The sequence below is a fragment of the Halotia branconii CENA392 genome (assembly GCF_029953635.1).
GTDB classification, from domain to species: Bacteria; Cyanobacteriota; Cyanobacteriia; order Cyanobacteriales; family Nostocaceae; genus Halotia; species Halotia branconii.
Window position 1 is genome coordinate 3,815,356 of the sequence record NZ_CP124543.1, and the last position, 24,388, is coordinate 3,839,743.

At 40.1% G+C, this 24,388-nt stretch carries 32 protein-coding genes and 1 tRNA gene; 22 read left to right on the plus strand and 11 right to left on the minus strand.

Annotated elements, in window-relative coordinates:
- Positions 1–74 precede the first annotated feature (74 nt).
- The 7 genes from QI031_RS16735 to QI031_RS16765 all read left to right on the plus strand — a co-directional run bounded on the left by QI031_RS16735 (position 75) and on the right by QI031_RS16765 (position 2,901).
- Entirely contained in the window at positions 75–617 is a 543-nt protein-coding gene (locus QI031_RS16735) for a hypothetical protein (RefSeq protein WP_281480797.1), read from the plus strand.
- Positions 610–822 (plus strand): hypothetical protein, encoded by a 213-nt coding sequence (locus QI031_RS16740; protein WP_281480798.1) that lies wholly within the window; start codon positions 610–612, stop codon positions 820–822. Before QI031_RS16735 ends, QI031_RS16740 begins: the two co-directional genes overlap by 8 nt.
- A complete protein-coding gene (locus QI031_RS16745) occupies positions 819–1,322 on the plus strand; it encodes a hypothetical protein (protein WP_281480799.1) in 504 nt (167 codons plus the stop codon). Before QI031_RS16740 ends, QI031_RS16745 begins: the two co-directional genes overlap by 4 nt.
- Complete coding sequence (locus tag QI031_RS16750; RefSeq protein ID WP_281480800.1) at positions 1,319–1,666, plus strand: hypothetical protein; 348 nt, start codon at positions 1,319–1,321, stop codon at positions 1,664–1,666. Before QI031_RS16745 ends, QI031_RS16750 begins: the two co-directional genes overlap by 4 nt.
- A 5-nt stretch (positions 1,667–1,671) precedes the next feature.
- Positions 1,672–2,106 carry a hypothetical protein gene (locus QI031_RS16755; RefSeq protein ID WP_281480801.1) on the plus strand — a complete coding sequence of 145 codons (435 nt, stop codon included), beginning with the start codon at positions 1,672–1,674 and terminating at the stop codon, positions 2,104–2,106.
- Between the two features lie 6 nt (positions 2,107–2,112).
- Complete coding sequence (locus QI031_RS16760) at positions 2,113–2,292, plus strand: hypothetical protein (RefSeq protein WP_281480802.1); 180 nt, start codon at positions 2,113–2,115, stop codon at positions 2,290–2,292.
- A 204-nt stretch (positions 2,293–2,496) separates the two neighbouring features.
- Entirely contained in the window at positions 2,497–2,901 is a 405-nt protein-coding gene (locus tag QI031_RS16765) for a hypothetical protein (protein WP_281480803.1), read from the plus strand.
- Here QI031_RS16765 and QI031_RS16770 read toward each other — a convergent pair.
- From QI031_RS16770 to argF, 3 genes are all read right to left on the minus strand, one after another.
- Positions 2,842–4,095 (minus strand): DEAD/DEAH box helicase family protein, encoded by a 1,254-nt coding sequence (locus tag QI031_RS16770; RefSeq protein WP_281480804.1) that lies wholly within the window; start codon positions 4,093–4,095, stop codon positions 2,842–2,844. The genes QI031_RS16765 and QI031_RS16770 overlap by 60 nt on opposite strands.
- Before the next feature lie 91 nt (positions 4,096–4,186).
- On the minus strand, positions 4,187–4,789 hold the full coding sequence (lexA, locus tag QI031_RS16775) for a transcriptional repressor LexA (RefSeq protein WP_281480805.1): 603 nt from the start codon (positions 4,787–4,789) through the stop codon (positions 4,187–4,189).
- Positions 4,790–4,921: 132 nt separating this feature from the next.
- Positions 4,922–5,842, minus strand: a complete 921-nt coding sequence (argF, locus tag QI031_RS16780; protein WP_281480806.1) for an ornithine carbamoyltransferase — start codon at positions 5,840–5,842, stop codon at positions 4,922–4,924.
- A gap of 80 nt (positions 5,843–5,922) precedes the next feature.
- Between argF and QI031_RS16785 the strand changes: the two genes are divergently transcribed.
- Positions 5,923–5,996, plus strand: a tRNA-Val gene (locus tag QI031_RS16785).
- A 21-nt stretch (positions 5,997–6,017) separates the two neighbouring features.
- Here the strand turns inward: QI031_RS16785 and QI031_RS16790 are convergent.
- Entirely contained in the window at positions 6,018–6,557 is a 540-nt protein-coding gene (locus QI031_RS16790) for a type I restriction endonuclease (protein ID WP_281480807.1), read from the minus strand.
- Between the two features lie 137 nt (positions 6,558–6,694).
- Here QI031_RS16790 and QI031_RS16795 point away from each other — a divergent pair, with 137 nt between their 5' ends.
- Both QI031_RS16795 and QI031_RS16800 read left to right on the plus strand, forming a co-directional pair.
- The gene (locus tag QI031_RS16795) at positions 6,695–6,910 is read left to right on the plus strand and encodes a hypothetical protein (protein WP_281480808.1); all 216 of its coding nucleotides are present in this window, start codon (positions 6,695–6,697) and stop codon (positions 6,908–6,910) included.
- Positions 6,903–7,337 (plus strand): pepsin/retropepsin-like aspartic protease family protein, encoded by a 435-nt coding sequence (locus QI031_RS16800; protein ID WP_281480809.1) that lies wholly within the window; start codon positions 6,903–6,905, stop codon positions 7,335–7,337. Before QI031_RS16795 ends, QI031_RS16800 begins: the two co-directional genes overlap by 8 nt.
- On the opposite strand, the gene QI031_RS16805 is transcribed toward QI031_RS16800, so the two are convergent.
- Both QI031_RS16805 and QI031_RS16810 read right to left on the minus strand, forming a co-directional pair.
- Positions 7,332–8,675, minus strand: a complete 1,344-nt coding sequence (locus tag QI031_RS16805; RefSeq protein ID WP_281480810.1) for a type I restriction-modification system subunit M — start codon at positions 8,673–8,675, stop codon at positions 7,332–7,334. The two genes, QI031_RS16800 and QI031_RS16805, sit on opposite strands and share 6 nt — an antisense overlap.
- A gap of 296 nt (positions 8,676–8,971) precedes the next feature.
- On the minus strand, positions 8,972–9,142 hold the full coding sequence (locus QI031_RS16810) for a ribbon-helix-helix domain-containing protein (protein WP_281480811.1): 171 nt from the start codon (positions 9,140–9,142) through the stop codon (positions 8,972–8,974).
- 173 nt (positions 9,143–9,315) lie between these two features.
- On the opposite strand from QI031_RS16810, the gene QI031_RS16815 reads away from it, so the two are divergent.
- The 5 genes from QI031_RS16815 (at position 9,316) to xseA (ending at position 13,350) form a co-directional block, all read left to right on the plus strand.
- Complete coding sequence (locus QI031_RS16815; protein WP_281480812.1) at positions 9,316–9,834, plus strand: hypothetical protein; 519 nt, start codon at positions 9,316–9,318, stop codon at positions 9,832–9,834.
- A 148-nt stretch (positions 9,835–9,982) separates the two neighbouring features.
- Complete coding sequence (locus QI031_RS16820; RefSeq protein WP_281480813.1) at positions 9,983–11,464, plus strand: NB-ARC domain-containing protein; 1,482 nt, start codon at positions 9,983–9,985, stop codon at positions 11,462–11,464.
- Between the two features lie 55 nt (positions 11,465–11,519).
- Positions 11,520–11,789, plus strand: a complete 270-nt coding sequence (locus QI031_RS16825) for a type II toxin-antitoxin system Phd/YefM family antitoxin (protein ID WP_281480814.1) — start codon at positions 11,520–11,522, stop codon at positions 11,787–11,789.
- Entirely contained in the window at positions 11,776–12,057 is a 282-nt protein-coding gene (locus QI031_RS16830; RefSeq protein WP_281480815.1) for a type II toxin-antitoxin system RelE family toxin, read from the plus strand. The genes QI031_RS16825 and QI031_RS16830 overlap by 14 nt, the downstream gene beginning before the upstream one ends.
- Before the next feature lie 60 nt (positions 12,058–12,117).
- Positions 12,118–13,350, plus strand: a complete 1,233-nt coding sequence (xseA, locus tag QI031_RS16835; RefSeq protein WP_281486053.1) for an exodeoxyribonuclease VII large subunit — start codon at positions 12,118–12,120, stop codon at positions 13,348–13,350.
- On the opposite strand, the gene QI031_RS16840 is transcribed toward xseA, so the two are convergent.
- A complete protein-coding gene (locus QI031_RS16840) occupies positions 13,347–14,060 on the minus strand; it encodes a Uma2 family endonuclease (RefSeq protein ID WP_281486054.1) in 714 nt (237 codons plus the stop codon). The two genes, xseA and QI031_RS16840, sit on opposite strands and share 4 nt — an antisense overlap.
- Positions 14,061–14,144: 84 nt before the next feature.
- On the opposite strand from QI031_RS16840, the gene xseB reads away from it, so the two are divergent.
- Entirely contained in the window at positions 14,145–14,378 is a 234-nt protein-coding gene (xseB, locus tag QI031_RS16845) for an exodeoxyribonuclease VII small subunit (protein ID WP_281480816.1), read from the plus strand.
- Positions 14,379–14,555: 177 nt separating this feature from the next.
- Here xseB and QI031_RS16850 read toward each other — a convergent pair whose 3' ends face one another.
- Both QI031_RS16850 and QI031_RS16855 read right to left on the minus strand, forming a co-directional pair.
- Positions 14,556–15,071: a GNAT family N-acetyltransferase gene (locus QI031_RS16850; RefSeq protein ID WP_281480817.1), complete on the minus strand. Its 516-nt coding sequence runs from the start codon at positions 15,069–15,071 to the stop codon at positions 14,556–14,558.
- 53 nt (positions 15,072–15,124) lie between these two features.
- Positions 15,125–17,461 (minus strand): ATP-binding protein, encoded by a 2,337-nt coding sequence (locus tag QI031_RS16855; protein ID WP_281480818.1) that lies wholly within the window; start codon positions 17,459–17,461, stop codon positions 15,125–15,127.
- 255 nt (positions 17,462–17,716) lie between these two features.
- Here QI031_RS16855 and QI031_RS16860 point away from each other — a divergent pair, with 255 nt between their 5' ends.
- The 6 genes from QI031_RS16860 (at position 17,717) to QI031_RS16885 (ending at position 23,266) form a co-directional block, all read left to right on the plus strand.
- Entirely contained in the window at positions 17,717–18,877 is a 1,161-nt protein-coding gene (locus tag QI031_RS16860) for a hypothetical protein (RefSeq protein WP_281480819.1), read from the plus strand.
- Between the two features lie 2 nt (positions 18,878–18,879).
- Positions 18,880–19,770, plus strand: coding sequence for a mechanosensitive ion channel family protein (locus QI031_RS16865; RefSeq protein ID WP_281480820.1), 891 nt, complete (start codon positions 18,880–18,882; stop codon positions 19,768–19,770).
- A 218-nt stretch (positions 19,771–19,988) separates the two neighbouring features.
- Positions 19,989–20,738, plus strand: coding sequence for a sucrose-phosphate phosphatase (locus tag QI031_RS16870; protein WP_281480821.1), 750 nt, complete (start codon positions 19,989–19,991; stop codon positions 20,736–20,738).
- Positions 20,735–21,373 (plus strand): Holliday junction branch migration protein RuvA, encoded by a 639-nt coding sequence (ruvA, locus tag QI031_RS16875; RefSeq protein WP_281480822.1) that lies wholly within the window; start codon positions 20,735–20,737, stop codon positions 21,371–21,373. Before QI031_RS16870 ends, ruvA begins: the two co-directional genes overlap by 4 nt.
- A 30-nt stretch (positions 21,374–21,403) precedes the next feature.
- Positions 21,404–22,570: an 8-amino-7-oxononanoate synthase gene (gene bioF, locus QI031_RS16880; protein ID WP_281480823.1), complete on the plus strand. Its 1,167-nt coding sequence runs from the start codon at positions 21,404–21,406 to the stop codon at positions 22,568–22,570.
- 36 nt (positions 22,571–22,606) lie between these two features.
- Positions 22,607–23,266, plus strand: a complete 660-nt coding sequence (locus QI031_RS16885; protein ID WP_281480824.1) for a Uma2 family endonuclease — start codon at positions 22,607–22,609, stop codon at positions 23,264–23,266.
- A 20-nt stretch (positions 23,267–23,286) separates the two neighbouring features.
- Here the strand turns inward: QI031_RS16885 and QI031_RS16890 are convergent, their stop codons facing one another.
- On the minus strand, positions 23,287–23,736 hold the full coding sequence (locus QI031_RS16890) for a CAAD domain-containing protein (protein ID WP_281480825.1): 450 nt from the start codon (positions 23,734–23,736) through the stop codon (positions 23,287–23,289).
- Between the two features lie 156 nt (positions 23,737–23,892).
- Positions 23,893–24,351 carry a BON domain-containing protein gene (locus tag QI031_RS16895; RefSeq protein WP_281480826.1) on the minus strand — a complete coding sequence of 153 codons (459 nt, stop codon included), beginning with the start codon at positions 24,349–24,351 and terminating at the stop codon, positions 23,893–23,895.
- Between the last annotated feature and the right edge of the window lie 37 nt (positions 24,352–24,388).

The window sequence follows — 24,388 nt, forward strand, 5'->3', positions numbered from 1 at the left end:
GTTGAGAAAATTACTGCTAAACCCTTGCTAGAAATGATTTACGCAAAACATTTTTTACACAAACCTCAGTAACTATGGGAAGACGCAAAAGCGCCAAACAGATTGAAAAAGAGTTGCAATATGCTCGTGCAAGGGAAGCTTATAACCCACCCGTTAGAGAAGATGGTGCAAGTACTCGCAAAAATCCTTTAATTGCAGTAGCTTACAAACCTATACAGATTGCAGCTGGAGAAACTGCTAAAAAGTACAAAGTACAGGCATCCCAAAAAAGTGTCGTGTTTTTTGGACAGACAGCTTTAAACTTGGTTGATGCCGGTTCAGAAGATCCTTTACCTCGCGGCGCTAAGCCTGCGAAAGTTCACGCTACTGTATCAGACGATTCACCTAATATCATTCGGGCTTTAGGTAGTAATCGCCCATACAAGAGATATGCGCCAGGGAATCGTGGCAGTAACACCCAATATTCTTACACTGCACCACTTTCAATTCAATCAGCAGCAGCTTTAGATAATGAAGTGAAAACTGTTTTCAACGCTGTTAAAGGCAAATTAGGGGGTGCTTATGGGCGTGTTTGGTTTACGCCTGAATATTTTGTATTAACTGGCAGTGGTGAATAATTTTTTAGAAACTCCTGCAATTTGGTATCCGGGACAGTCGCAATTGGAGTATGAGGAGGAATTAAATCTCATGCTCCAGCGGGCAAATATGACAGCAGCGTTTCTGCGCGGCAATATTCACCCAGATACCTTTCTCGACTTCCTGGACGAACAAGAGTATGACGTTTTTGAACTAGCTGAAGATTGGGAATTAGTCAAAATATGACACTTCAGCTTGACCTAACAGCAATGGGAGCTTGGGAATTAACTTACTACCAAAAGTTAGTAGGTAATCCCGACAACCGCAGAGCCAGAGCGCCGCTAATTGACCCAGTAGAGCTTCCTTATTTGACTGATAGTCACGTTTTTTTAGTCGGGGCTTCCTGGCTTAATGCCAAACCTACTTGGATTAGAGCAGGATATTTCTATCAACAAATTAGCGGCATTCATGTTGACGACACTGTAGTTTTTGAGGGATTGGGACAGGTTCCAACCACTGAAGTAGATGGTACACGCCGACTAATTAAGCTTAATGCGATTGAGTTGGTTCAGTTTCCCAAGCTGACCGAATCTTATCGTTTGAGGTTTGAGGCTTTACCTTGGATTTACCAAGTCACTCTGGCTGTCTGGGAATACAGAGGAATAGAAACTGATACCACGGAAGATTTAATCAACGCGGTTCGCTCCAAATTAGAAACAATTGAGTTCAAAATTGATAATTTATGACTACTGCATTAAGTTACAGCGCATTAGCCGAAAAGTTACCCGCTGGTTCAATTGAATTTGTTGGAAATAATCAAGTCAAGCTTAATTTCAGCACAACTACAGAAAGCGGTAGCAATCTGACTCTTAATGCTTCTTGTGTTAAGGGAATTGTTAAACTTTTGCAAGGATTAGCTGCATTAACCGACCAAGTGAATGAAGCAAGAGTTAATGCTGAATTACCACCTATTCAATTTGCCAGTCAACAGCTTACGGGTACACCGGAGATGCCAGAGTATGAGTTTACTGTCCGGGTGAAGGTTGACACAGCACAGTTTATTGAAAATTTGGATGATCCAACTGATTAACACAAGTGACTACTACAAAATCAGTAATAGCTGTTAGTAACTCAACTAACAGTAACAGCCCAGGAATCACAATTACTTTAGAATCTACTGGTATATTTTTAGGAATCCTTGTTAGCTTTTCCATTTTAGGTGGGTTAGGCATCAAAATTGTTAGCAGTATCAATAGAATTTCAACTTCAATTATTCAAATTGAAGAAGATTTGAAAGAGTATGCTAGCAATGCCGAGAAGATTAGAGAGTTAGACAAAAGATTTGATTTACACGTTCAAGAGTATATCAACAGAAAAGATGTAATTCAAATGCTGTTGGGTCAAATGAATGAAAAAATTGACCACAAGTTTAAACGAGTTTTATTCTACACCCGCGATATTCAACGCTTTTTACAGCGCGACACTAACTTCCAAATTCGGGAATACGAAGAGAATACAGAACAGGAGTAATTACAAGTGAATCAAAAAACTTTAGATCGATTCAGCACAGTTTTAGGTTTGGTTGCAGGAGTCTCTAGTGTCCTGGGCGGTAGTGGGATGATTGGCAGTAACACTGCGACGATAATCACAGGAATATCTACAGCTATTCTGGGCTATCTGGTGCAACGCCCGGCTAGTGACAAGCCGGCTGACTAACCGGACGGAGATTACTTTAGTTCAAGAATCAAGATCAACAATCCAAAATAAAAAGAAAAGCTTAAACACAGCATCCCAAATAGTTTAAGTCTTCCCCAAGGATAACCATATAAATCATCGTAATAGGCTATAAACGTTGAGGGTAAAGTTCCCCAGTATTTGATAAATTCGTCTAATTCTCTAATTAATTTTTCAAGGTTGAACATGATTAGTAAGTTTACGTTAGAAAATTACTTTCAGATACACGAAGGAAAAGCAATTGATTTTAGACTTAGAGTCCAAAAAGACCAAAACAATCAGTATAGCTTTTACATTCACCCCCAAGATATTAACGGGGAAACTTGGGATTTTAAGGTTATTGGTAATTTCCTAGAATGCACTACATCCACAAGTGAAACTTTAAACAGTCTATTAGTAGACGGTGAGACACTTGACAATCTTGATAAAAACGTATTGTTTTTGATGATTAAGCATCTCAACACTAAAATCAGCGAACTAGAAACCGTCAGCACTTCGCAACGCGATCAGCTATTTCGCCGGGTACAAGAATTAGAACAATTCCAGCGTGAGTACGAAACTGCACAGGAGTATGAAAGCGATCGCAGTTAGGTCTACTGGGGATTCATCTAAACAGCGAATTGCCACCAAACCTTGCAGTCCACCACTTTCAAATTGACGACGTAAGTTTTCTCGTTCGTCTAAAGAAGTGTGGGCGGTGTAGGTGCTGACTTTATATCCCAATTCTACACCTAAAATTTTGGCAACGGCTTTTAGTTGACGCAAGGATGAACGCTGTCCTATTTCTTGTGAACCATCGCTGCAATAAAAAAGTGTATGAGTGGTTTCGCGGCGAGTTACCATTAAATCTCGCAAGGCATTTAATTTATTTTCTGCCGCACCAATTAATCTAGCTCGTTGCATCAATAATGGCTTTAAATCTTCATGGTCTTCAAAAATTTTTGTTTCTCCATGTTCTCGTTGTCGATATAATAGCGATCGCCCGATCTTTTTTGTTAGTTTTAAATAGGCAATGCTTTCGGTTTCAGTTAACTCCACCAAAATTGGATAATACAAATAATGCACTAAAGCACTTTGAGAAATTGCATCCTTCAAAGTGAACTCTGGTTGCAACACTGAACCAAAGTAATCAAATAACGATTGAGTACCACAGTCATCAAAATACCTTTCTGGGGTAGCAGATAAAGCTAACCGCAACCCCACCCGCCGCGGCAGACTTTCTTCTAATTTGGGTGCGCCTAAATTATGCGCCTCATCGCCAATAATTAGAGTTTTCGCGGGAAAATATTTGAGTTGAGATTGAAAACCATCTCCAATTAATGTGGAGTTGGTAGTAATTACCGTGACGAATTGCTGAGAACCAGAACGCAGATTATAAAGTTGCGTGGAAAGTTGACTTTGCCAAGTGCGTAAATTTTCAAAAGCTAAGATAGGCTGCAAATTAAATTTTTCACATTCTCGCGCCCATTGGGTGACAAGATGACGGTAGGGACAAACTACTAACAAGACTTGTAAGTTAATCTGCTGGTAAAGTTCACAAGCGATCGCTAATGCTGTAATAGTTTTACCACTACCAGTAGCCATTTTCAGCGTTCCTCTGCCATTATTGCTAAACCAATTAGTAATAGCTTGTCGCTGATATTGCCGCAATTGCAAAGATGGAGGAAGTCTGGGACATCCTGGTAGTGGTTGTTGAGTTTGGTAACTACCCTTACTTTCTTTGGCAAATGGTAATTTCAGCCGGAAAGAGGGCAGTTGCTGCACTGGATTTCGTGTCAGGTACATAAATCAATGGGGCATGGGGCATGGGGCATTGGGCATGGAAATATGGGTTATTTCCCTTTATTCCTTATTCCCTATTTACTGTTTACTGTTCTCAGTAACCGCGCCAAACACCAATGAGAGAACCTTGTACCTGCACTTGCACAGCGGATACTTCAATGGGATTGTACTTACGATTAGCAGGTTTTAGAGTCACGCGATCGCCGTTTCGATAAAAACGCTTCAACGTAGTGCCGTATCCGTCAACTCTAGCAGCAATAATTGTGCCATTTTTGAGATGATCTGGTTCTGGTACTGGCAACAGAAACACTACATCTCCATCGGCAATTAAGTCTTCAATCATGCTGTCGCCAGTTACCCGCAAAGCATAAGTTTTAGCAGGTAATGTGAGACTAGAAAAATCTAAATGATCTACAGCATCAGTAAATGGTTCTATTAAACCACCAGCAGCGATTGTGCCCAAAATCGGGATACCTTGCTTAGTAGAATGTAAAATCCGAATAGTTCGCGCTTTACCTTCAGTCCATTCAATATATCCTTTGGTGCGTAAATGTTCTAAACGACTTTGAATGGGCGCTGGTGATTTCAGGTTCATTGCCTGCATCATTTGCCGAATAGAAGGTGAATGCTGGTGTATTTTAATATATTCTGCCAGCCATTCATAAAGTTCTTGTTGAGCTTGTGTTAGACTTTCCATAAATTTGTTGGGAGATAAATATAAATGTCTCTAGAACATTAGTACTACAAAAAAACTCCCATAACAAGATAAAAGTAAAAATATTAAAGGTAAAAGAAAGACTATCAGCTTCTCTTTTACCTAATTAAGGTTTCAATTTGTACCTAAAATGCTGGCAAGTAAAGCTTTTTGAGCATGTAAACGATTTTCTGCTTGTTCCCAAACTCGTGAGTGAGAACCTTCAATAACTGCATCAGTAATTTCTTCACCGCGATGGGCTGGTAAACAGTGTAAAACAATTGCCTGAGAATCGGCAAGACTTAATAGTTGCTCAGAAATTTGGTAAGGTTGAAAAATTGGTAAGCGATCATCGGCTTCTGTTTCTTGTCCCATACTTGCCCAAACATCAGTATAAAGTACGTTAGATCCTTTGGCTGCTAATTTTGGGTCATCAGTGAGGAGAATTTCAGTTTTATTGGCAGCGATCGCTCTTGCTTGTTCTACAATTTCAGAATCCGGCTCATATCCCTTTGGGGTAGAAATTCTTACATTCATACCTACCAAAGCACATCCCAGCATCAGTGAATTAGCTACGTTGTTACCATCACCCACGTAGGTTAAAGTTAATCCCGCAAGCTCACCAAAGCATTCTTGAACTGTCAATAAATCAGCTAATATCTGACAGGGATGTTCTAAATCAGTCAGTGCATTGATTACAGGAATCTTGGCATAGTGAGCAAAAGTTTCCAATTCTTGCTGTGCAAAAGTGCGAATTGCCAAAATATCTAAATATCTATCTAACACCCGTGCTGTATCTTGTATGGGTTCTCCGCGACTAACTTGAGTGACATTAGGATTAAGATCAATTACTTGTCCACCCAATTGGTACATCGCCACGGTAAAACTGACTCGTGTGCGAGTTGAAGCTTTAGAGAACAACAAACCCAATACCTTATTACACTGTAACTTTAGCTGTTGTGATTTGAGTTGAGTTGCTAGTTGCAAGATGTCTTGAAGTTCTGTTGGACTGAGGTCAGCCAAACCTAATAAATCACGTCCGATCAATGCTGCCATGCTTCTGAACTGTAAAAAACAATTATATATTTCTTTCAAAGGAAAAGAAATATATGCTACAATCATAAATCGTTAGTTAAGGACGTATAGCTCAGTTGGTTAGAGCGCTACGTTGACATCGTAGAGGTCACTGGTTCGAATCCAGTTACGTCCATTTTTGTTGTACAGTGACTAGTTATTTGTCGTGTGACTTTACCCATAAGTTTGCCGCAACGGCAAGCTTATGGGTAAAGTCACAAATACCATTAACAAAGCCGATGATATCAGGCCGTTTGGAATAGAGAGAACCTTTAATAGACAACTCCCGCACTATTAGGAAATGATTATTTTCAGGGTTTTGAAAGTCAATCACTTTGAGGCGGGGATTGATGGTTTCACCCTCTGGATTTTTGTAGGGTTTCTCTAGGATACCTTCGCGGATGAGTTGATATTTTTTCTGGTTGATGGTAACTAATTGGTCTGAAATATTAGATGTGGTGAATTGGGCGATCGCATCGTCGTATACTTGCTGTGGATGACCAGGATTAAATTTCTCTAATGCTTGGCGAAGATAGCGTGTGAGGACAACTTCTCGTTTATCTTTGCGTCCTAGTGTACCGTTAGTACCGAATGTTTCTTTTTTGTATGCGTAAACTGAGTGCCATTTCAGGGTTTGTTCAAAGAAGTTAGCGGTAGTTTGTTGCACTAGGCAGTCTTCGGAATATTCGGCACTCATGGGGGTGATAAGTAATACAGGTAGCTATTATATTGATAGCTTTGGAATTGAGTAAGTAGCAAGTATCGCCTTTAAAAGAATTTCAAATTTTAAGCGATGATGGATGTGTGACCATAAATGACAATTGGTAATTAAAGATGGTTTCAGTCGAATTACTTAATACACTGCAAGGGCTTAACCGTGCTGATAAACTTTATATTGTGCAGGTTTTAGTATCAGAGTTAGCTCAACAAGAGACTGAACTAATCAAACCTGGACAATCTTATCCTGTTTGGTCTCCTTATAATGCCTTTGAAGCCGCAAATACAATGCTAGAAGTTTTGCAAGCAACCAAAAATCAAAACAGTGTCTAGCGTCGAGCAATTTCCTTTTGTCAATGCTGACACAACGTTAGGTGAGGCTGGTTTTCGTCCATATATGCCAATTCAGCTTGTGAGTCAGCAATGTTCAATAACAGCATCCGCTTTGTTAGATACAGGAGCAACAGTAAATGTGTTACCTTATCAAGCTGGAATTGAACTTGGATACATTTGGGAACATCAGACAGCAACTTTGAACTTGACAGGTAATCTTGCTCAATTTGAAGCTCGTGTTGTAGTGATTCAAGGAGTGATTCGTCAGTTTGAACCTATACAACTTGTATTTGCTTGGACAAAATCTGTGCAAGTTCCTCTGATTTTAGGACAAGTGAATTTTTTTATGGAGTTTGACGTTTGCTTTTACCGCTCACAACTTTATTTTGCAGTAATTCCTAAGAAAAAGCTTTCAGAATCATCATAGCGTCTTATTTAAATATTCCCGCACCAACCCTAAATAACGTTCTTGCTGACCGCGATACAACCAAGCGATCGCCGTGATATTCTGGAGTTGTTCTTCACTAAAATCGCGGATTTTGCGCGTCACTACCCGGTAGACATTCCGCGCATCAATCATCAATACTTTATCTTGGCGTTCTGCTGGTTTTCCGTTGTCAAAAAACCACAATGTACAAGGTAGAGGTTTCGTGTAAAAAAAGTTTGTGCCAATTGAAACAATCATATCTACCGCTTGGGTAGCGATTAACTCTTCCCGAATTTCTTTTTCCCCATATCCTGCATCCGATGCCGAACTCGCCATGACAAACCCGGCTCTACCTCGCTGATTTAAATAACTGTAAAAATACTGTATCCACAGGTAATTTGCATTGCTTACTGCTTTAGTTTTCGCCGCAATTCCTGGTATCTTTTTCTCAGTAAACAGCCAGGGGTCAGTCTTCACTTTCTCTGGACTCACACCATCGACGTTAAACGGCGGGTTAGACATGACAAAATCACATTGACCAAGCAACTCTTCCCAGCGATCGTAAAAAGTATTACCCTGGCGAATTATCCCTTCTAAAGCGTGAACCGCCAAATTCATCCGCGCTAAACGGGTGTTAGTATCCGATTTTTCCTGTCCGTAAAAAGTAATTTTTGCTGACGCATCCTCACCGCGATTTTCTACAAAATGTCCCGTCTGCACAAACATACCCGCACTACCGCAAGCAGGGTCTAAGACATTTCCCCGGTCGGGTTCAATCATATTTACAATCGTTCGTACCAAAGAAGGCGGTGTAAAAAATTCTCCTCCTTCCTGTGCGCCACTCATGGCAAACTTATTCAAAAAATACTCATAAATTCGCCCAAACACATCGCTCGTAGCTTTCCGTAACTCCTCCCGGTCAAAAATTCGCACCAAGTTATACAGCAAATCCGGCTCAAAACTGGTGTACTCCTTCGGTAACACTCCCTGCAACATCTCAGTTTCGTCCTCAATCGCTTTCATCGCCGCATTGATAGCCTTGCCAATATCTGCATTTTCTGCCAAGTTCAAGATGCGATCGTACTGGGCTTCTGTGGGTAAAAAAATCGCTGACTTTCCTTTAAAGTCATCTTTGGTAATCGGGCGTTTTTTTCCACCCCGCGATGGTAAACTATTTTCAATCTCCGCTTGTACAGCATTGAAGCGATTTGTCGCATGGCGCAGAAAAATTAGCCCCAGTACGGGCATACTGTATTCATTGGCATTGAGTTTTGAGTTAGCGCGGAGTTGATCTGCGGCTTCCCACAGGGAAGATTCAAGTTGACTGATATTGAGCATAGTTTGTTAGCGATCGCTTAGGCGAAATTATGACTGTCTACTTCGCCTAAAAAATTATGAGTTTACATATTAACTGTTTTGGCAACCAGAGAATCTGTTATCCTTTCGCCTAGCCCAAACAAATATACTTAGCACGTTTAGTTCCTATATAGGAATTTTTTAACCTAAAATAACGTTCCAACAATGATCGCTTGGAAACAGACACGATAAATCGCCGTCTCTACAGCAAATCTATTCGTTAATTATTTCTTGACACACTAGGCGATCGCAACTCAAACCCACTAAGCGTTTACACCTTATTTACCCTGACTTGGTGGAATTTTGCCCTCATTCTGAGCTTGTTTAATCGCTCGTTTCACAATTAACACCGCCATTTGAGACAAAGACCGCTCCTCTGCATCAGCTAACAATTGCAGGGCTGCTTTGTCTTCTTCTTCCATATAAATAGTTACAGTTACTTTTGCCATGTCATCATCATAAGCAATTTTGATTATTTTTATGTTAAACGCATTAAAACACACTAATTAACATAAAAACACTTTATTTTAGCGTATAATTACTTATTAAGTCAAAAGCCAGCCATCAACTTTCTCAGGGCGGATGCTGGCTTTTGGCCCCCATATCACAGGAGACATATACAATGTTAAAGCCTGTTAGCTACAAAACAGATGAACACAGAGCTTATCAACAAGCTTTAGGTGATTTTGGCATCACAGAATTATTGGCAAAGCTCAACAACTACTCTGATGCTGACTTTGATAGCACTTGGGTACAACTCCAGCAGCAAGAAATAGAAACTCTAGCTGCGATTCTGATTTCTGGGTTAACTCACAGCATCAGTGGTAAGTTGATTGCTGACTATCTCAATCTCATTCGGCACAATCACCAAGATATAGCCCCAGGTTTGATTAACCCTTCTCTGCGAGACGCTACGCGAACGGCTACGCTCAGGGTTAACCTCAAATACACAGACGCATCTATTGAGCTTCCTGTCAACTTTCCTGATGTAGCCAAAACACCCAGATTTTTATATGGCGATCGCTTGCGTTGGCTTTCTCATGAAAGCGATACTGACTGGGGTATTGTCATTGGTCGATTTTATAGCTTTGGTTGCGATCGCTGTTGCTGGAGTTGGTGTTATCTGATTTGGTTGAGCTAGGTATCGCAGCAATTTGTAAATCATACGCGCCAATGGGAGTACCTAAAGCATAAAAGCTAGCCTACCGAGATACAGGCTGCTATTTTCAGGCGATACAATCGCATTGTGACTTGATGCAATGGCATTGTCAAGGGACTTTATCAGATGTATGTCAAACTCGCTCAAAGCATCAATGGCAGGACTAGCAATCGTGGACAAAGCCCGGCAACGTCTTGGTTGGACAAAAACCAGTACGGCGCGTTGGTGGCAAGATGCACATACATCTAGAGCTACTTTACGGCGATTTTGGCAGGGCGATCGCATTCAGCGAGAAATCTTCATCGCCATTTGTCAAGCTGTTGGCATTAGTAATTGGGAAGCGATCGCAGATGCGGTTAATTTGAACTCGGATATTGCAGACATCACTACACCTTACCTTGACTGGCAGCAAGCGCCTGATATCGAAAGTTTTTATGGACGAAATCAGCAATTGCAGCAGTTAGAGCAATGGATTACAAGCGATCGCTGTAAATTAATCACTATTGTTGGCATCGGTGGTATTGGCAAAACTGCCTTAGTATTAGCTTTAACAGACCGTATGCAGTCGCAATTTGATTTTTTGATTTGGCGTTCATTTTCCACTGTTCCATCTCTGATTTCCCTGCTGGATAGTTTGTTAAGCATTTTTGATCAAACCGTTGTACAAGATATTTCTCAAGGTACAGCGCAACTTATATATCACCTGCAAAAACGTCGTTGTCTGCTGATATTAGATGGACTAGATGCTGTTGAAAATTTAAATAATTATAATCAGTTTATCCAACAATTAAGCCGTAATCATCAAAGTTGCATTCTTATTACCAGTCGTGAACAACCAAAAGCTATTGAAATCAATTCAACAACAATTTGCTGTTTGACTTTAAAGGGTTTGCCAAAAACAGATGCAGTAGAGTTATTAAAATCTAGAGGATTTACAGGTCAAGAATTGGGACTATCAACCTTAATTAAACTTTATCGCGGTAATCCTTTGGCACTGAAACTTGTAACCCCATTGATTCAATCTGTATTTGTTGGCAATGTCGCTACATTTCTCGCTCAGAATACTTTGGTAATTGGCGATCGCTTACGAACTATCCTCAAACAACAGTTCATGCAACTTTCTGATTTAGAAAAAAACATTCTCTATTGGTTGGCAATTTGGCAAGAACCGATTACTTTTTGCCGTTTGCAAACTCATTTATTGGTATCTGTTGATCCGGCTACAATGTTAGAAACAATTGTCGCTTTAGAAAGGCGATCGCTTCTAGAAAAATGGATTAGTTTTGAGGGAACTTCATTTACATTGCAACCATTAGTTATGAAAATAGTAATTGATGAATTAATTGAAAATGCTGTTCAAGAAATTTATCAGGTGATGCAAAGTTCTAATATTACTCATTTTAAAATACTACGAACTCATTGGTTATTGCGACCGGGTACTGATGATATTGCAAGCGATCGCATTTTGCATCAACTGCAACAAAAACTATGGCAAGTATATAATGCAACTTTACCACAAACCCTCAATCAAATTTTCTTGCTGTTAAAAGACCAATCTCCTTTAGCAATTGGTTACATCGCTTGTAATTTGACGACACTTCTCAACGCCTAATAAAAGCCAGATTTAATGTTAAAATATAGTCAAAATGCCTAAAATAGTCAAAACTATGCAGACCTATACTCTTACAGATGCTCGTAACAAACACGGTGAAGTTTTTGACAAGGCTGCTATTGAACCAGTTCTGTTAACCAAGCAATCACGGCCTAGCCATGTGATTATTTCAGCTGACAACTACCAAAAGTTAATGAATCGGCTGCAAGAATTAGAAGATATGGTTTTCGGTCAAGCTGCCCAAACAGCTTTAAGTCAGTCCAAAATGGTTGGGACAGAAACTTTTACATCTGCATTGAAGCATTTTGCTAATGGCGAAACTTGATGGTCTAGCAGCTGTTCTTGATTTTCTGAAGGGCTTGCAACCTAAAATAGCAGCGCAGATTGCAAAAAAAGTTTTGGCTTTGAATGTTGAGCCTTTACCAACTGATAGTGAGCAACTATCTGGTTATCAGGGTTTATACCGTGTTGATAGCGGTGAATATCGAATTATTTACAGATATTTTCCTAAGCAAGATTTAGTAGAAGTGATTTTAGTTGGTAAGCGCAATGATGATGATGTTTACAAAAGATTAAAGCGTTTATTGGACTAAACTTTGGTTTTGATTAAAAATGCTAAAATCAGTCCAGCACCATGCTTTCAGGCATCTTCGATGACTTTCGATGTTCCCAATTCTCTAATTCTTGATACAGCGCTTTCAGTATCTGGATTAACTGACTATATCCGCTTGCTGTTAGAGCAAGATGAACAATTGCGGCAAGTTTGGATAACTGGCGAAGTTTCTAGTGCTAATCAGCATCGTAGTGGGTTATTTTTTACCCTGCAAGACCCAGATGGGACAGCAGGAATTAAGTGTGTAGCGTGGAATAGCCAATTAGCAAAACTCGCCCAAATGCCTATTGCTGGTGAGCAAATAATTATTTTGGGCAGTATTCGGGTTTATCCGCAAAGGGGAGAATATCAAATATCAGTTTGGCAAGCTTTACCTGCTGGTGCGGGTTTACAAGCACTGCGTTATCAACAATTGAAAAACCGTTTGCTAGCTGAGGGTTTATTCGACGCAGAACGAAAACGTCCTCTTCCACTCCACCCCCAAACGATCGCTGTTGTCACTTCACCAACTGCGGCAGCTTGGGGTGATATTCAAAAAACCCTTAAGCACAGATATCCGGGTTTACATGTTTTATTTTCTCCTGCGACTGTGCAAGGTGAACAAGCACCAGACTCTATAGTGAAAGCGATCGCACGAGTAGAACAAGATGGTCGTGCCGAAGTGCTAATTTTATCGCGGGGTGGTGGTGCAGTTGAAGAGTTAGCTTGTTTTAATGATGAACGAGTAGTGCGATCACTGGCTAATTGTTCAATACCTGTAATTACTGGTATTGGCCATCAACGAGATGAATCTTTAGCAGATTTAGTTGCAGATGCTTCTGTGCATACACCAACTGCGGCAGCGGAAACAGTAGTCCCAGCATTATCAGAGTTGTATACTCAGCATCGTCAGCGAGTTGTGGCTTTACATGAGGCGGTAAACGATTCTGGGGAAACTGCTGTTAATCAACTGCAAGTATTGCGAAACCGTTTAAAGCGTTTGCGGCTAGAAAAGCAAGTGCAGCAAGAGATGCGGCAGCTAACTTGGAAGCGTCAGCAATTGATGCAGGTGACACTGGGGCGATCGCAGCAAGCAAAGCAGCATCTAGAATTGTTACGGCAAAAGTTAGTAAGTCTTGACCCGAAAGCTGTATTGCAGCGTGGTTATGCGGTGGTAAGACAAGAAAATGGCGCGATCGCTCGTTCAACAGGTGAGTTAGCTGTGGGGCAAAATTTGATGATTCAGTTGGGACAGGGTGAGGTTAAAGTGAAGGTTAGGGAAATCAAAGATTAACTAACTGTATTAGACAATTGCTGCACAAAATTCTGATGTTCAACTGAATTTAGCCCTTTCTGCAACACTGCTAAAACCTGTTGCATATTGTCGGTAACTAATGCTGATACATCAAGCCATAATCCTGGAAACACTTGACTTTGAATTATGCCTGATGCATTTGGTGTTAGCGCGACATATTCCCCATTCTGCAAACTAAACCAACTAACAGTACTTTCAAACACCTGCCAAACAATATATTCCTGAATACCATTGCGGCGGTAGGCGCGTTTTTTATCATACAAATCTTTGGTTGCACTACTGGCGGCAACTTCTGCCACTAGTTCTGGCGATCCTTCCACATAACCATCATTACCCAGATATGATAATCCGCCACACGCTGCATTGATTAATAAAATGGCATCGGGTTGGGGTTCATTATCTAAATCTAGCCGCACAGTTGGATTATCACCCAGTCTGACACCCGGCGTAGCTACTTTATATGACCACAACCAGCCCATCAAATTACCATGTGGTTCGGCATGGGGTTCAAAGCGTAAAGGTGATGCCACGTGAACGACTCCTTCAATTAATTCGGCTTTCTTGAGGTTGGGCATAGCATTGTAGCGACGCTCAAATTCAGGACGAGTGAGGCGATCGCCACTCTCAAGAGGCGGAATGTATGAAGGGGAATTGGTGGGGGTCGGATTTTGTGGGGAGGTATTAACCACGATCGCAAGTGGTAAAGGTGGGTAAATTGATTGTATCGTCAAGGAAGAACGAACCGCCAAGGCGCAGAGGACACAGAGAAATTGATGGTTAAACGTAAAAATGCAGCTAATTCTGATGCAATGGATGGTTGGAATTATGAGGCGAAGGTTAATGAAATAGAAGGGATTATTACTCGTATTGAGGCGGGTGAGTTGGAATTGGAAGAGGTTTTTGATCAATTTGCTAAAGCTGTTGAATCTTTACGTCAGTGTGAAAGTTTTTTGCAGCAGCGACAACAACAGGTAGATTTATTGATAGAAACTTTGAATAATGAATAAGTCTTTTGCAAATGTTAAATAGGTAAGTGTGAATATTTGTCGTTGGAATCAGGCAGGAGGCAGAACGGAAGAGGTGTTAAATTTTATTGATTTTTTACATAGTTAGTTTTAATTTTATTGACCTACTTATTAATCCAGTAATTTATACCAATATCAGTTACCAGGAATGGAAATTAATCACACTATTTCAGTGTTATCGAAACATTGAATTGTTTTTTGACAATCATCATTAATTAGTATTTCTGTAAATTTTTCTGTTGTATATTCTCCAATAACACTGCGCCAGAATTTTTGAGCAACTATATTTGTGGTAATTTGATGAATCTCCCACTTTCCACAAAATCGGTCAAAAATTTGAAAAGCAACCTGCTTGCCAATTCCTTGCTGTCTGTACTTTCGTAAGATGAAGAACTCTGCGATTGAATATTGACTGTCTGGAATGTAGGTGTACTGATTCACTAAAACAAATCCAGTTAGTTTTCCTCCTATTCGCACAATGAAGGGATAGCGATCATCTTCAACCCAGTAATAATCTAAGTATGGATATCCAAAATAACCATGTTCATTGATGTCTTTATCTTCAAACTCTGAAAAGTCATGCTGATAAAGCTCCATCATCCGTTGGATGATTGGTTTGTCATTAATTGAAGCAGATAATACTTCTACACCGCTTGAGTGTCTACGTTTTTCCATAATTTTGCGTAAATCCTGGGCACTTTAGCGTACCCTGGTTAATTACTATATATCTACAGAGCGATCGCATAAGTTAGTGGCAAAGTTACAGTAAATGTTGTACCCAAACCCACTTCGCTTTCAACGCTAATTTGACCACCATGTAGTTCAACGGCGCTTTTAACAATTGTTAATCCTATACCGTTGCCAGCAATTGTTTCTGTGTTACTACATCTAAAAAAAGATGTAAAGAGTTTTGCTTGATCTGCTTGAGGAATGCCAATTCCTTGGTCTTGGATGCGGAATAGGGCATTTTGATGGTCGCACGTTAATTCAAATTGGATATTGCCGCCTTCAGGTGAATATTTAATAGCGTTGGAAAGTAAATTAGTCAGAATGTGGCGTAGGAGTTTTTCATCCATTAGGGGCAAGTCTTGGATTTTTGAAGCATAAAAACACCGTTCTACAAAATTAATATGATAGCGATCGCCCGCGTTAAATTGCTGTTCTTCAACTATTTGTAAACAGAAGTCTATCAAATTTAAGGGTACAGGCTCGAATTTGAGTTTTCCTGCTTCTGCTTTACCGATAACTAAAATGTCTTCGACTACTTGATTAAGATGTGTAACGGCTGATTTTATTTGATGAAAATATCTTTCTTTTTTCTCTTCAGTTAATTCTTTATCATATTTTTTTAACAATTCACAAGATAATAGAATACTAGTTAAAGGTGTACGAAATTCATGAGAAGCAATAGAAATAAATCGGGATTTGAGTTCACTAGTTTCTGTTTCTTTTTCCAGCGCTAAACGTGTTTCTTCTGCTTGTTTGCGCTCGGTGATATCTTGAGCAATACCTACTCGACGATAAACTTCTCCAAAGTTATTTTTGACTAAAAAGCTGCGTTCCCAAATCCAACGCACTGAATTATTCGGCTGGATAATACGATATTCATGACCATAAACGCTGTTATGGTTGTTCTCTATGGTGGTCAGTACGCATTCTCTATCTTCTAAATGAACCGCATCTATCCAAGAGTTAGGATTGCTATATAAACTTTCGCAACTACGACCCCATACTTGTTCATAAACTGGACTGATGTAAATGATTTCGTTACTGAAAATATCTTTGAGCCAAAATACCTCTTGGATGTTTTCTGCTAATTGGCGAAACTTTTGTTCGCTTTGACATAGCATTTCTTGCACTACCAATTTTGAGGTAAGTTCCATCTGTAACTGGATGTTGCTGGTTTTGAGTTCATTTTCTTGTTGAGTCAAAGTTAAGACCATTTGACTTAGAGATTGAGATAACTTAGCGATTTCGTCTGTGCCTTTGAGTATGGGAATTTTAATTAGTTTGTTTCCAGAACGAATGCCGTTAGCAGCTGTGGCGATCGCTAGCATAGGATTAGTAATTGCTGATGCAACTAACCAACCCAAAATTGCAAATATTAAACCCAAAGTCATATTCCAAATAAATATTTGCTGTTGCAATCGACGTACAGGCGCAAAGGCATTATCAGTTTTTTGCCGTACCAGCACCACCCACCCTAAGCCAGGATAATTACGATAACCAACGCTTTGAGTAAAGCCAGTTAAATAAGTTTTACCATCAGGCCAAGTTTCAATTAGATAATTTTTATCACCTTTTTTGGCTGCTTGTAGACTCTTTAAAGATTGTAAGTTTGTAGCCTGAAATCCAGGTGGTGATAATAACAAATCACCATTTTGTCTAAAAATAAATATTTCCGTTTTATGCCTTTCTTGGGAATTTAATAATGATTTTTGAACTTCTCTAGACCATGACCAACTCAGATGAGTCCCTAATACACCGTGTACATTTCCTTGAAGATCTTTCACAGGTATTGCCAAATCTACAAAACGTAAAGGTTCGTCTGTTGAGTTGGGCAGCAATTTGGCAAGTTTCACCGCATCATGCACATCTCCCACATAAGGAGTTTTTTGCCCTTTGATGAACCAAGGTCGTTGAGAAATATCTTTACCTTCTAGTAATTTTCCTGTGCTGGCAATAACGATACCTCGATTATTGGTCAAGCCGATCCAAGCATAGTTAGTATAAGTACTTTGTAGTTTTTCTAAAAGGGCGCGCTGCTGGAATACAGAAGAGTTAGGATTGCTGAAAATATCCAGTGTGCTAATAATTTTAATATCGCGATAACGCTCAAACATTCCCCTATCTAACTTGTCAGTCATTTGATAAGCTAGTTCTGCCAGCGATCGCCCGACATCCACCTTGACTTGTTCGCTGGCGGTGTATCCAACAATTAAACTGGCAAATATTGACAACAAAAAGGCAATCCCACCAATTGCCATTCCTAGGCTGGTTTTAAGGCTATTGTGAGGATTGAGCTTAGTAGGTAAACGACCTAACAGCTTAAGTATGATCACCACAACAGAAGTTCCTAATTTATCACTGTTTTAATTTAAACTATCAAGCAGGTAGATTGTTATTTATACTAAATTAATTTATTAATGGGCATGGGGTATTGGGCATTGGGCATGGGGCATGGGGCATGGGGCATGGGAAGAAGGCAGCACTTCGACTACGCTCAACTGCCGCGTAGTCGAAACTCAACAACCGAGGTAGAGGGGAATATTTTGTAAAGCGGTTGACCTCTAACCATTTTGGTATCAAACCACTAAACAATGATAAAAGCACAACTTCAATCTGCTATCCGCCAGTTTCAGTCTTGGTTTTTCCAGGCTAAAAACACTAATCCCGATAATGTCCTTAATCAACCCCCTAAAGAAATTATTGCGGAATTTGCTCAGAAACTGTATCAGCTTCCTCAGCCGCTAAAATATCGCACTACTGTTCAAGAAGCTTTAAATGTAGCGATCGCAGATTGGCAACAAAATCCTCAAGCTGCTAATAGTCTGGTGATTTTAGGTTCTCCGGTGGAGGCGATCGCGCAAATTGTCCAGTCAAGTTTGACAGCAGATTTGCTTGGCAATTTACAGGTGATCAATCCCCTCACACAATGGCAGCGATCAACCGATCCCTCAGCGCTGCAAACAGTTATTAGCAATGCTCTTGCTAGTCAACTAAAATCCCCCCAGTCTGTCAATTCCCAACTCAGCGAACGGCAAACCTTGATTGTGATTCCTTGTCTGGCACAATGCTTTCTGCGATGTATCCAAGGTTGGGAAGGAATCGAGTTTCTACAAAATGCTGTTATTCAGGATCAATCTCGATTCTGGTTGATTGGTTGTAATTATTGGGCTTGGACATTTCTGAACCAAGTTTGTCAAGTAAGTGCCTATTTAGAGCAAGTTCAGCCTTTACCAGAGTTAGCAGGAGATGAACTTCAGGAGTGGTTAAAACCTGTTACTACAGAATTTAAGCCCCAAGAAGGTGTTGAGCTGGCTTACTGGAAATCTCTTGCCAATTTTGCCTCTGGGTTAAGCAGTGTAGCAGCCAATCTTTGGCTACAAGCACTGAGGATTCGTGCTGCTGACACACCTGATGCTGTTTCTGAAGCCAAGCCTGGGCTGATAGATCATGATGTAAATCTAGAAGTTACTGCTAACCTTCTACAGACAAACCCAATTTTGCCGATTATGCCTGATTTGATTACCTTTGATCGTTACTTGCTACATTCTTTATTGCTTCACGGTCAGATGACTAGACCTCATCTAGCTTTGAGTTTAGGCGAAAATGAACAAATTGTGCGATCGCGTGTACAAACACTTCAACGTGCAGGAGTAATAGTCCAACAGCAAGAGCAATTAAGTCTCAATCCTGCTTACTATCCCACACTCAAAATAGAGTTGAGTAACAACAATTTTTCGGTTGGAGACAAATAATCATGCTTTTGCCTTGGTTGTTTACTGAAAGTTCTACTTTTATTGTTAAGACTAGACTGTTTGCTCAATTGATTAATAATAATGGCGCAATCGAAAAACTCCTGACTGACATCACAGTTAAAAAGATTATTAAAGCCCTAATTAGTATTTTCGTTGCCTACGGAATCTCAGTCACAAATCAGTCTTTGATTAATTGGCTATCTGAGCGAGTACCGCGACGCTTTCGATTACTAATTAAACAATCAGTACCTTTTTGGAAAGGTCTAATTTTAATTGTCACTACAGTTTACCTGCTTAACTTATTTCTCAATCTGTCTCAAAATAATTTTTTGGCACTTACGGGTACTCTGGCTGTAGCCTTGGGATTTGCCTTTAAAGACTATGTGAGTTCCATCATTGCTGGGATTGTGACTTTATTTGAAGCACCGTATCGGGTAGGCGATCGCATCCGCATTGGTGAAAACTATGGCGAAGTTATCGGTTACGGGTTACGTGGACTAAGGCTACAAACCCCTGACGATAATACCGTCACTATTCCCCATAATAAAACTTGGACTGATGCCATCTCTAATGCCAATAGTGGGCAACTAGAAGCACAAGTAGTTACGGAATTTTACTTAGATCATGAAGTTGATGTAGAGCAGGTAATCAGAATTTTATATCAAGCAGCTTACAGTAGTCGGTACACACAGTTAAAGCTGCCCGTTGCTGTGGTTATGGAAGAACTACCTTCGAGTACTCACTTTAAACTCAAGTCTTATCCAATGGATGCTAGAGACGAGTTTGTTTATAAAACAGATTTGATCCGACGGGCTAAACAAGTGTTTGCCAAATATGGACTTTCCTATCCCCAATTGAGCCAAGAATCTCCTCAAATTTTGGCTAAATCATAATTAACTAACAAAAAATGATCGTGATTGCTAGGTAGTTGAGGACACAAACTAATTATAAAAAGCACTTCTTTGAATAATTCTGACACTAGCAAGAATACACAAGAGCCAAAATCTGGTAGATTATCTCGGAACGCATGGTCAAGAATTTGTGCTTGCAGATTGTACCTAGCGAGTCTTCAAATTTTTGAGTAATTTGCCATCTACTAACTTGTAAAACCATGAAACCATTTCTTTTTGTTACTGATCTAGATCACACTTTTGTAGGTAACGACCAAGCTTTAGTAGAACTGAGCCAACTTTTGAGTCAACATCGCCAAGATTATGGGACTAAAATTGTCTATGCTACAGGGCGATCGCCTGTTCTTTACAAAGAACTCCAAGTAGAAAGAAATCTCATCCAACCAGATGCTCTGGTTCTTTCTGTAGGTACAGAGATTTATCTTGATGGTACTGAGACTCCCGATTTTGGTTGGTCAGAAATTCTCTCACCTGGATGGGATAGGGAAAAAGTACTATCCATCACTCAGTGTTTTCCTGAGTTGGCTTTGCAACCAGATTCAGAGCAGCGTCCTTTTAAAGTAAGTTGTTTTCTGCATCAAGAAGTTGCAGCAGATGTTTTGCCACAGCTAGAGTCAGAACTGCAAAAATGTGAATTAAATATAAAGTTAATTTATAGTAGCGGTATTGACCTTGACATTGTGCCACTTACCAGCGATAAAGGTCAGGCAATGCAGTTTTTACGTCAAAAGTGGAAATTTGCAGCAGAACGGACAGTTGTCTGCGGTGATTCAGGTAATGATATTGCTTTATTTGCTGTAGGCAACGAAAAAGGAATCATAGTCGGGAATGCACGCAAAGAGTTACTCCAGTGGCACAACGAGTATCCCGCTGACCATCGTTACCTAGCACAAGGTTCTTGTGCAGGTGGCATTCTTGAAGGCTTAAAACATTTTGGTTTCTTAGAATGATTAGCTATCTCAAAGGAATCGTCGCTGGTATTCAAACAATTAGCGGTAATCGCGTTGTTTTGACTTTAGAAGTGAATGGCTTAGGGTATGATTTGCAAATTCCTCAACGCCTAGCACAGCAATTGCCAGACTCAGGAGGAGTGATTCAGATTTTTACCCATTTGCAAATTCGGGAAGAAGTACCGTTTATGTACGGCTTTGCCTCCCCAGCAGAACGTGATTTATTCCGTCATTTACTGACTGTTAGCGGTATTGGTGCGTCTTTAGCGATCGCTTTGCTGGACACTTTGGAATTACCAGATTTAGTCCAAGCAATTATCGCCGCTAACACGCAAATCTTAATTCAAGCCCCTGGTGTCGGCAAAAAAACCGCAGAACGCATTTGTCTAGAACTCAAAAGCAAATTAGTCGAGTGGCGCAAATCAGCAGGCTTCTTCGTCGCCACAGGCGGCCCAGCACCAGGGATTCTTGAAGAAGTGCAAATGACTCTCTTTGCCTTGGGATATACTGCCCATGAAGTCAGTCACGCCCTTCATGTCGTCAGCGAAGACATTGGTCTACCCAAAGACGCTTATGTGGAAGACTGGATCAAACAAGCGATCGCTCATCTAAGCAGCAGCGAACAAGTTAGTTAGTCAAGGTGCATTCCCCATGCCCTATGCCCTATGCCCTATGATTGGATAGCAGAATCTCTTACAACCATTCACCGAGCAGATTGGTATCGCTCAGTACAAACAATCCACGGTCGCCCTGGTGCTACTGTGCTTTTGGCTGGGCAAGAGGTGATTAACTTTGCCAGTAACGATTATTTGGGATTGGCTGGAGATGAACGCTTAATGACTGCGGCAATTGCTGCCATTCAAAAATTTGGGACTGGTAGTACTGGTTCTCGATTACTTAGTGGACATCGTGAATTACATCGGGAATTAGAGCAGGCGATCGCATATCTAAAACAAACAGAAGATGCAGTAATATTTAGTTCTGGGTATCTAGCAAATTTAGGTGCAATTACTGCTTTAGTAGGTAAGCGCGATTTAATTTTATCCGACCAGTACAATCATTCAAGTCTCAAAAATGGGGCGATTCTCAGCGGTGCAACGGTAATTGAATATCCACACTGTGATGTTGCAGCACTAAAAACCCAATTAATTCAACAGCGGCAAAACTACCGACGCTGTTTGATAATTACTGATAGTGTCTTCAGCATGGATGGTGATTTATGTCCCTTACCAGCACTTTTAGCTCTAGCTGATGAGTTTAGCTGTATGCTGCTAGTCGATGAAGCTCATGCCACTGGGGTACTAGGAAAAACTGGCGCTGGATGCGTCGAACATTTTGGATGTACAGGTAGGCAATTAATTCAAATTGGCACTTTAAGTAAAGCCTTGGGTAGCTTAGGCGGATACGTTGCCGGAAGTGCTACTTTAATTGACTTTTTACGGAATCGCGCCCCTAGTTGGATTTATACCACTGCACTTTCACCCGCAGACACAGCAGCAGCCTTAGCAGCAATTAAAACATTGCAGCAAGAACCACAACGCCTAAACCAATTGTGGCGGAATATAGATTATTTAAAAAATTTAATACACGAACAGCTACCTAATTTAAAATTGTTACCTTCAGAATCACCTATATTATGTCTTCAATTGCCAAGTGCTGCTGCGGCACTCAATGCTGCTAAACAACTCAAAAATCATGGCATTTTTGCCCCAGCAATTCGTCCGCCCACAGTACCCATAAGTCGGATTAGAATTTCTGTAATGGCAACTCATCAACCAACGCATATTGAGAAATTAGTAGCAGCATTAAATAACATTAATAAAAAATTATAAATCACTTTTATATCAAAATTAACAGGAAAATTAACAATGGTAAGCAGCCTTAAAGAACTAATTGATGAGCCAGAATTGGGACATGCTGAAGATCCAGAGGAAAGGTTCATCAGCAGTGGCGTAAGTTGGGATAGCTATGAATCATTACTAGCCAAGCTAAAAGACAACTTTCATTATCGTGTTACTTATTTAGATGGAATATTAGAGATAGTGTCGCCATCAATCAGGCATGAAAAAATCAAAACGAATTTAGGGATGTTGTTAGAACGTTTCTTTTACAGCAAACGCATTCGTTTTGTACCTATGGGAAGTTTCACTTTTAAAAACAAAGCAAAAAAAGCAGGTGCGGAACCAGATGAATGTTACTGCCTAGGTGAAGAAAAAAACGTATCAGACTTAGCGATAGAAGTAGTTGTCACCAGCGGTAATATTAATAAACTGGAAATCTACCGAAGATTAGGAGTTGCAGAAGTTTGGTTTTGGGAGAGAAACCAATTTAAGTTATACCATCTGCGAGAAAGTTCTCAGAAAGAACAAGCCACAGTTTACTCTGATACCTATGGATATGAGCAAATAGCAACAAGTGAAATACTGCCAGAATTGGATATTTCTTTGTTAGAGCAATGCATTTCAATTTCAGATTCAATTCAAGCTGTTGATGAATTTGGACAGGGACTAAAAACGGTCATTAATTAAAACAGAATGGTCACAACCGCTTAAGAATTACTTATTGAGTTACCTAAAACTTGTTGTTTAAGTAATTCAATTTCTTGAGCTAATTCTTGGCGAGTTGAAGACTTTATAAGATAACGAAAAATAAACCAACTTACATAACCAAGTCCAATCACCTCAAAAATTGGTGCTAGTAATGGAATATCATTGATTGCATCTACCATTGCTAACAATACCTTGCCTGTCACAATTGCCGCCACAATCAAAACGACAGTAATTAAAGGCTGTTTATATTTTTGAAAAAATCTACTAAAATATTTGGGCAATTGCGTTATAGATTCAGCAGTCTTTGTGCTAATTTGCCGCCATTGAGATTTAGGTTCTTTAGCTGGTGGTAACTTAGGCAAGTTTTCATTTTCTGCACTTTGGAGTGCTAGCATACCTTCTTGCGACATAGCATTTGCTGATTCGAGTCGCTGTTGTTCAGTTTCCATAATTTTTCTTTTTTAGCGATAACAGCAGTTTTAATAAGGGGTTAGGAACTAGGGGTTAGGGATTAGAGTGGTGTATTTCGTTCATCAAAAAACTGTTATGTTATAGATTTTAGATTAAGTACTAATCTAAAATCTATAAATTACCTATTCACTAATTTAGCTTTGTGGCGGAGCAACTATTGCTTTAACAACTACATTAGTGACACCTTTGATTTCCTTTGATAAAGGTTCAATTTTAGATAACTGATCCTGATTTTTAACAGTACCTGCTACAGTAACAGTACCATCTTTTGCAGCCTCAACTGTTAGTTGACCACCAGGAATATTAGCCTCCAACTTAGAGCGTACTTCACTTGCTAAGTCACCTACGGCTCTATCTGCGTCACCCCCAGTTACATTATTGCGTCCTTCACGAGCGCGAATATCAGCATTAAGTTGTCTTCTACGAAGTTCACTCTGAGCATCTTCTTTAGCAGCTTGTGTTGTTTCCACAGATGGAGCCTCTGGGGTTTCACCTGGAGCAGGGGCTTCTACGCTTGTTTTGGCAGGATTTTGACAAGCAACTGCGCCAAAAAGTAAAAAACCACTAATTAAGAAGGGAGTTAGCTTTTTCATTTGTTTAATTCTTGATCGAAGCGTGAAAATTGTGAAA

Bases quoted from the DNA above. Each gene is read 5' to 3' on its own strand.
- QI031_RS16735 (WP_281480797.1), top strand. From the start codon at position 75: ATGGGAAGACGCAAAAGCGCCAAACAGATTGAAAAAGAGTTGCAATAT.
- QI031_RS16745 (WP_281480799.1), top strand. From the start codon at position 819: ATGACACTTCAGCTTGACCTAACAGCAATGGGAGCTTGGGAATTAACT.
- QI031_RS16750 (WP_281480800.1), top strand. From the start codon at position 1,319: ATGACTACTGCATTAAGTTACAGCGCATTAGCCGAAAAGTTACCCGCT.
- QI031_RS16765 (WP_281480803.1), top strand. From the start codon at position 2,497: ATGATTAGTAAGTTTACGTTAGAAAATTACTTTCAGATACACGAAGGA.
- QI031_RS16770 (WP_281480804.1), bottom strand. From the start codon at position 4,095: ATGTACCTGACACGAAATCCAGTGCAGCAACTGCCCTCTTTCCGGCTG.
- lexA (WP_281480805.1), bottom strand. From the start codon at position 4,789: ATGGAAAGTCTAACACAAGCTCAACAAGAACTTTATGAATGGCTGGCA.
- argF (WP_281480806.1), bottom strand. From the start codon at position 5,842: ATGGCAGCATTGATCGGACGTGATTTATTAGGTTTGGCTGACCTCAGT.
- QI031_RS16790 (WP_281480807.1), bottom strand. From the start codon at position 6,557: ATGAGTGCCGAATATTCCGAAGACTGCCTAGTGCAACAAACTACCGCT.
- QI031_RS16795 (WP_281480808.1), top strand. From the start codon at position 6,695: ATGGTTTCAGTCGAATTACTTAATACACTGCAAGGGCTTAACCGTGCT.
- QI031_RS16805 (WP_281480810.1), bottom strand. From the start codon at position 8,675: ATGCTCAATATCAGTCAACTTGAATCTTCCCTGTGGGAAGCCGCAGAT.
- QI031_RS16810 (WP_281480811.1), bottom strand. From the start codon at position 9,142: ATGGCAAAAGTAACTGTAACTATTTATATGGAAGAAGAAGACAAAGCA.
- QI031_RS16815 (WP_281480812.1), top strand. From the start codon at position 9,316: ATGTTAAAGCCTGTTAGCTACAAAACAGATGAACACAGAGCTTATCAA.
- QI031_RS16820 (WP_281480813.1), top strand. From the start codon at position 9,983: ATGTCAAACTCGCTCAAAGCATCAATGGCAGGACTAGCAATCGTGGAC.
- QI031_RS16825 (WP_281480814.1), top strand. From the start codon at position 11,520: ATGCAGACCTATACTCTTACAGATGCTCGTAACAAACACGGTGAAGTT.
- QI031_RS16830 (WP_281480815.1), top strand. From the start codon at position 11,776: ATGGCGAAACTTGATGGTCTAGCAGCTGTTCTTGATTTTCTGAAGGGC.
- xseA (WP_281486053.1), top strand. From the start codon at position 12,118: ATGACTTTCGATGTTCCCAATTCTCTAATTCTTGATACAGCGCTTTCA.
- xseB (WP_281480816.1), top strand. From the start codon at position 14,145: ATGGTTAAACGTAAAAATGCAGCTAATTCTGATGCAATGGATGGTTGG.
- QI031_RS16850 (WP_281480817.1), bottom strand. From the start codon at position 15,071: ATGGAAAAACGTAGACACTCAAGCGGTGTAGAAGTATTATCTGCTTCA.
- QI031_RS16860 (WP_281480819.1), top strand. From the start codon at position 17,717: ATGATAAAAGCACAACTTCAATCTGCTATCCGCCAGTTTCAGTCTTGG.
- QI031_RS16865 (WP_281480820.1), top strand. From the start codon at position 18,880: ATGCTTTTGCCTTGGTTGTTTACTGAAAGTTCTACTTTTATTGTTAAG.
- QI031_RS16870 (WP_281480821.1), top strand. From the start codon at position 19,989: ATGAAACCATTTCTTTTTGTTACTGATCTAGATCACACTTTTGTAGGT.
- ruvA (WP_281480822.1), top strand. From the start codon at position 20,735: ATGATTAGCTATCTCAAAGGAATCGTCGCTGGTATTCAAACAATTAGC.
- bioF (WP_281480823.1), top strand. From the start codon at position 21,404: ATGCCCTATGATTGGATAGCAGAATCTCTTACAACCATTCACCGAGCA.
- QI031_RS16885 (WP_281480824.1), top strand. From the start codon at position 22,607: ATGGTAAGCAGCCTTAAAGAACTAATTGATGAGCCAGAATTGGGACAT.
- QI031_RS16890 (WP_281480825.1), bottom strand. From the start codon at position 23,736: ATGGAAACTGAACAACAGCGACTCGAATCAGCAAATGCTATGTCGCAA.
- QI031_RS16895 (WP_281480826.1), bottom strand. From the start codon at position 24,351: ATGAAAAAGCTAACTCCCTTCTTAATTAGTGGTTTTTTACTTTTTGGC.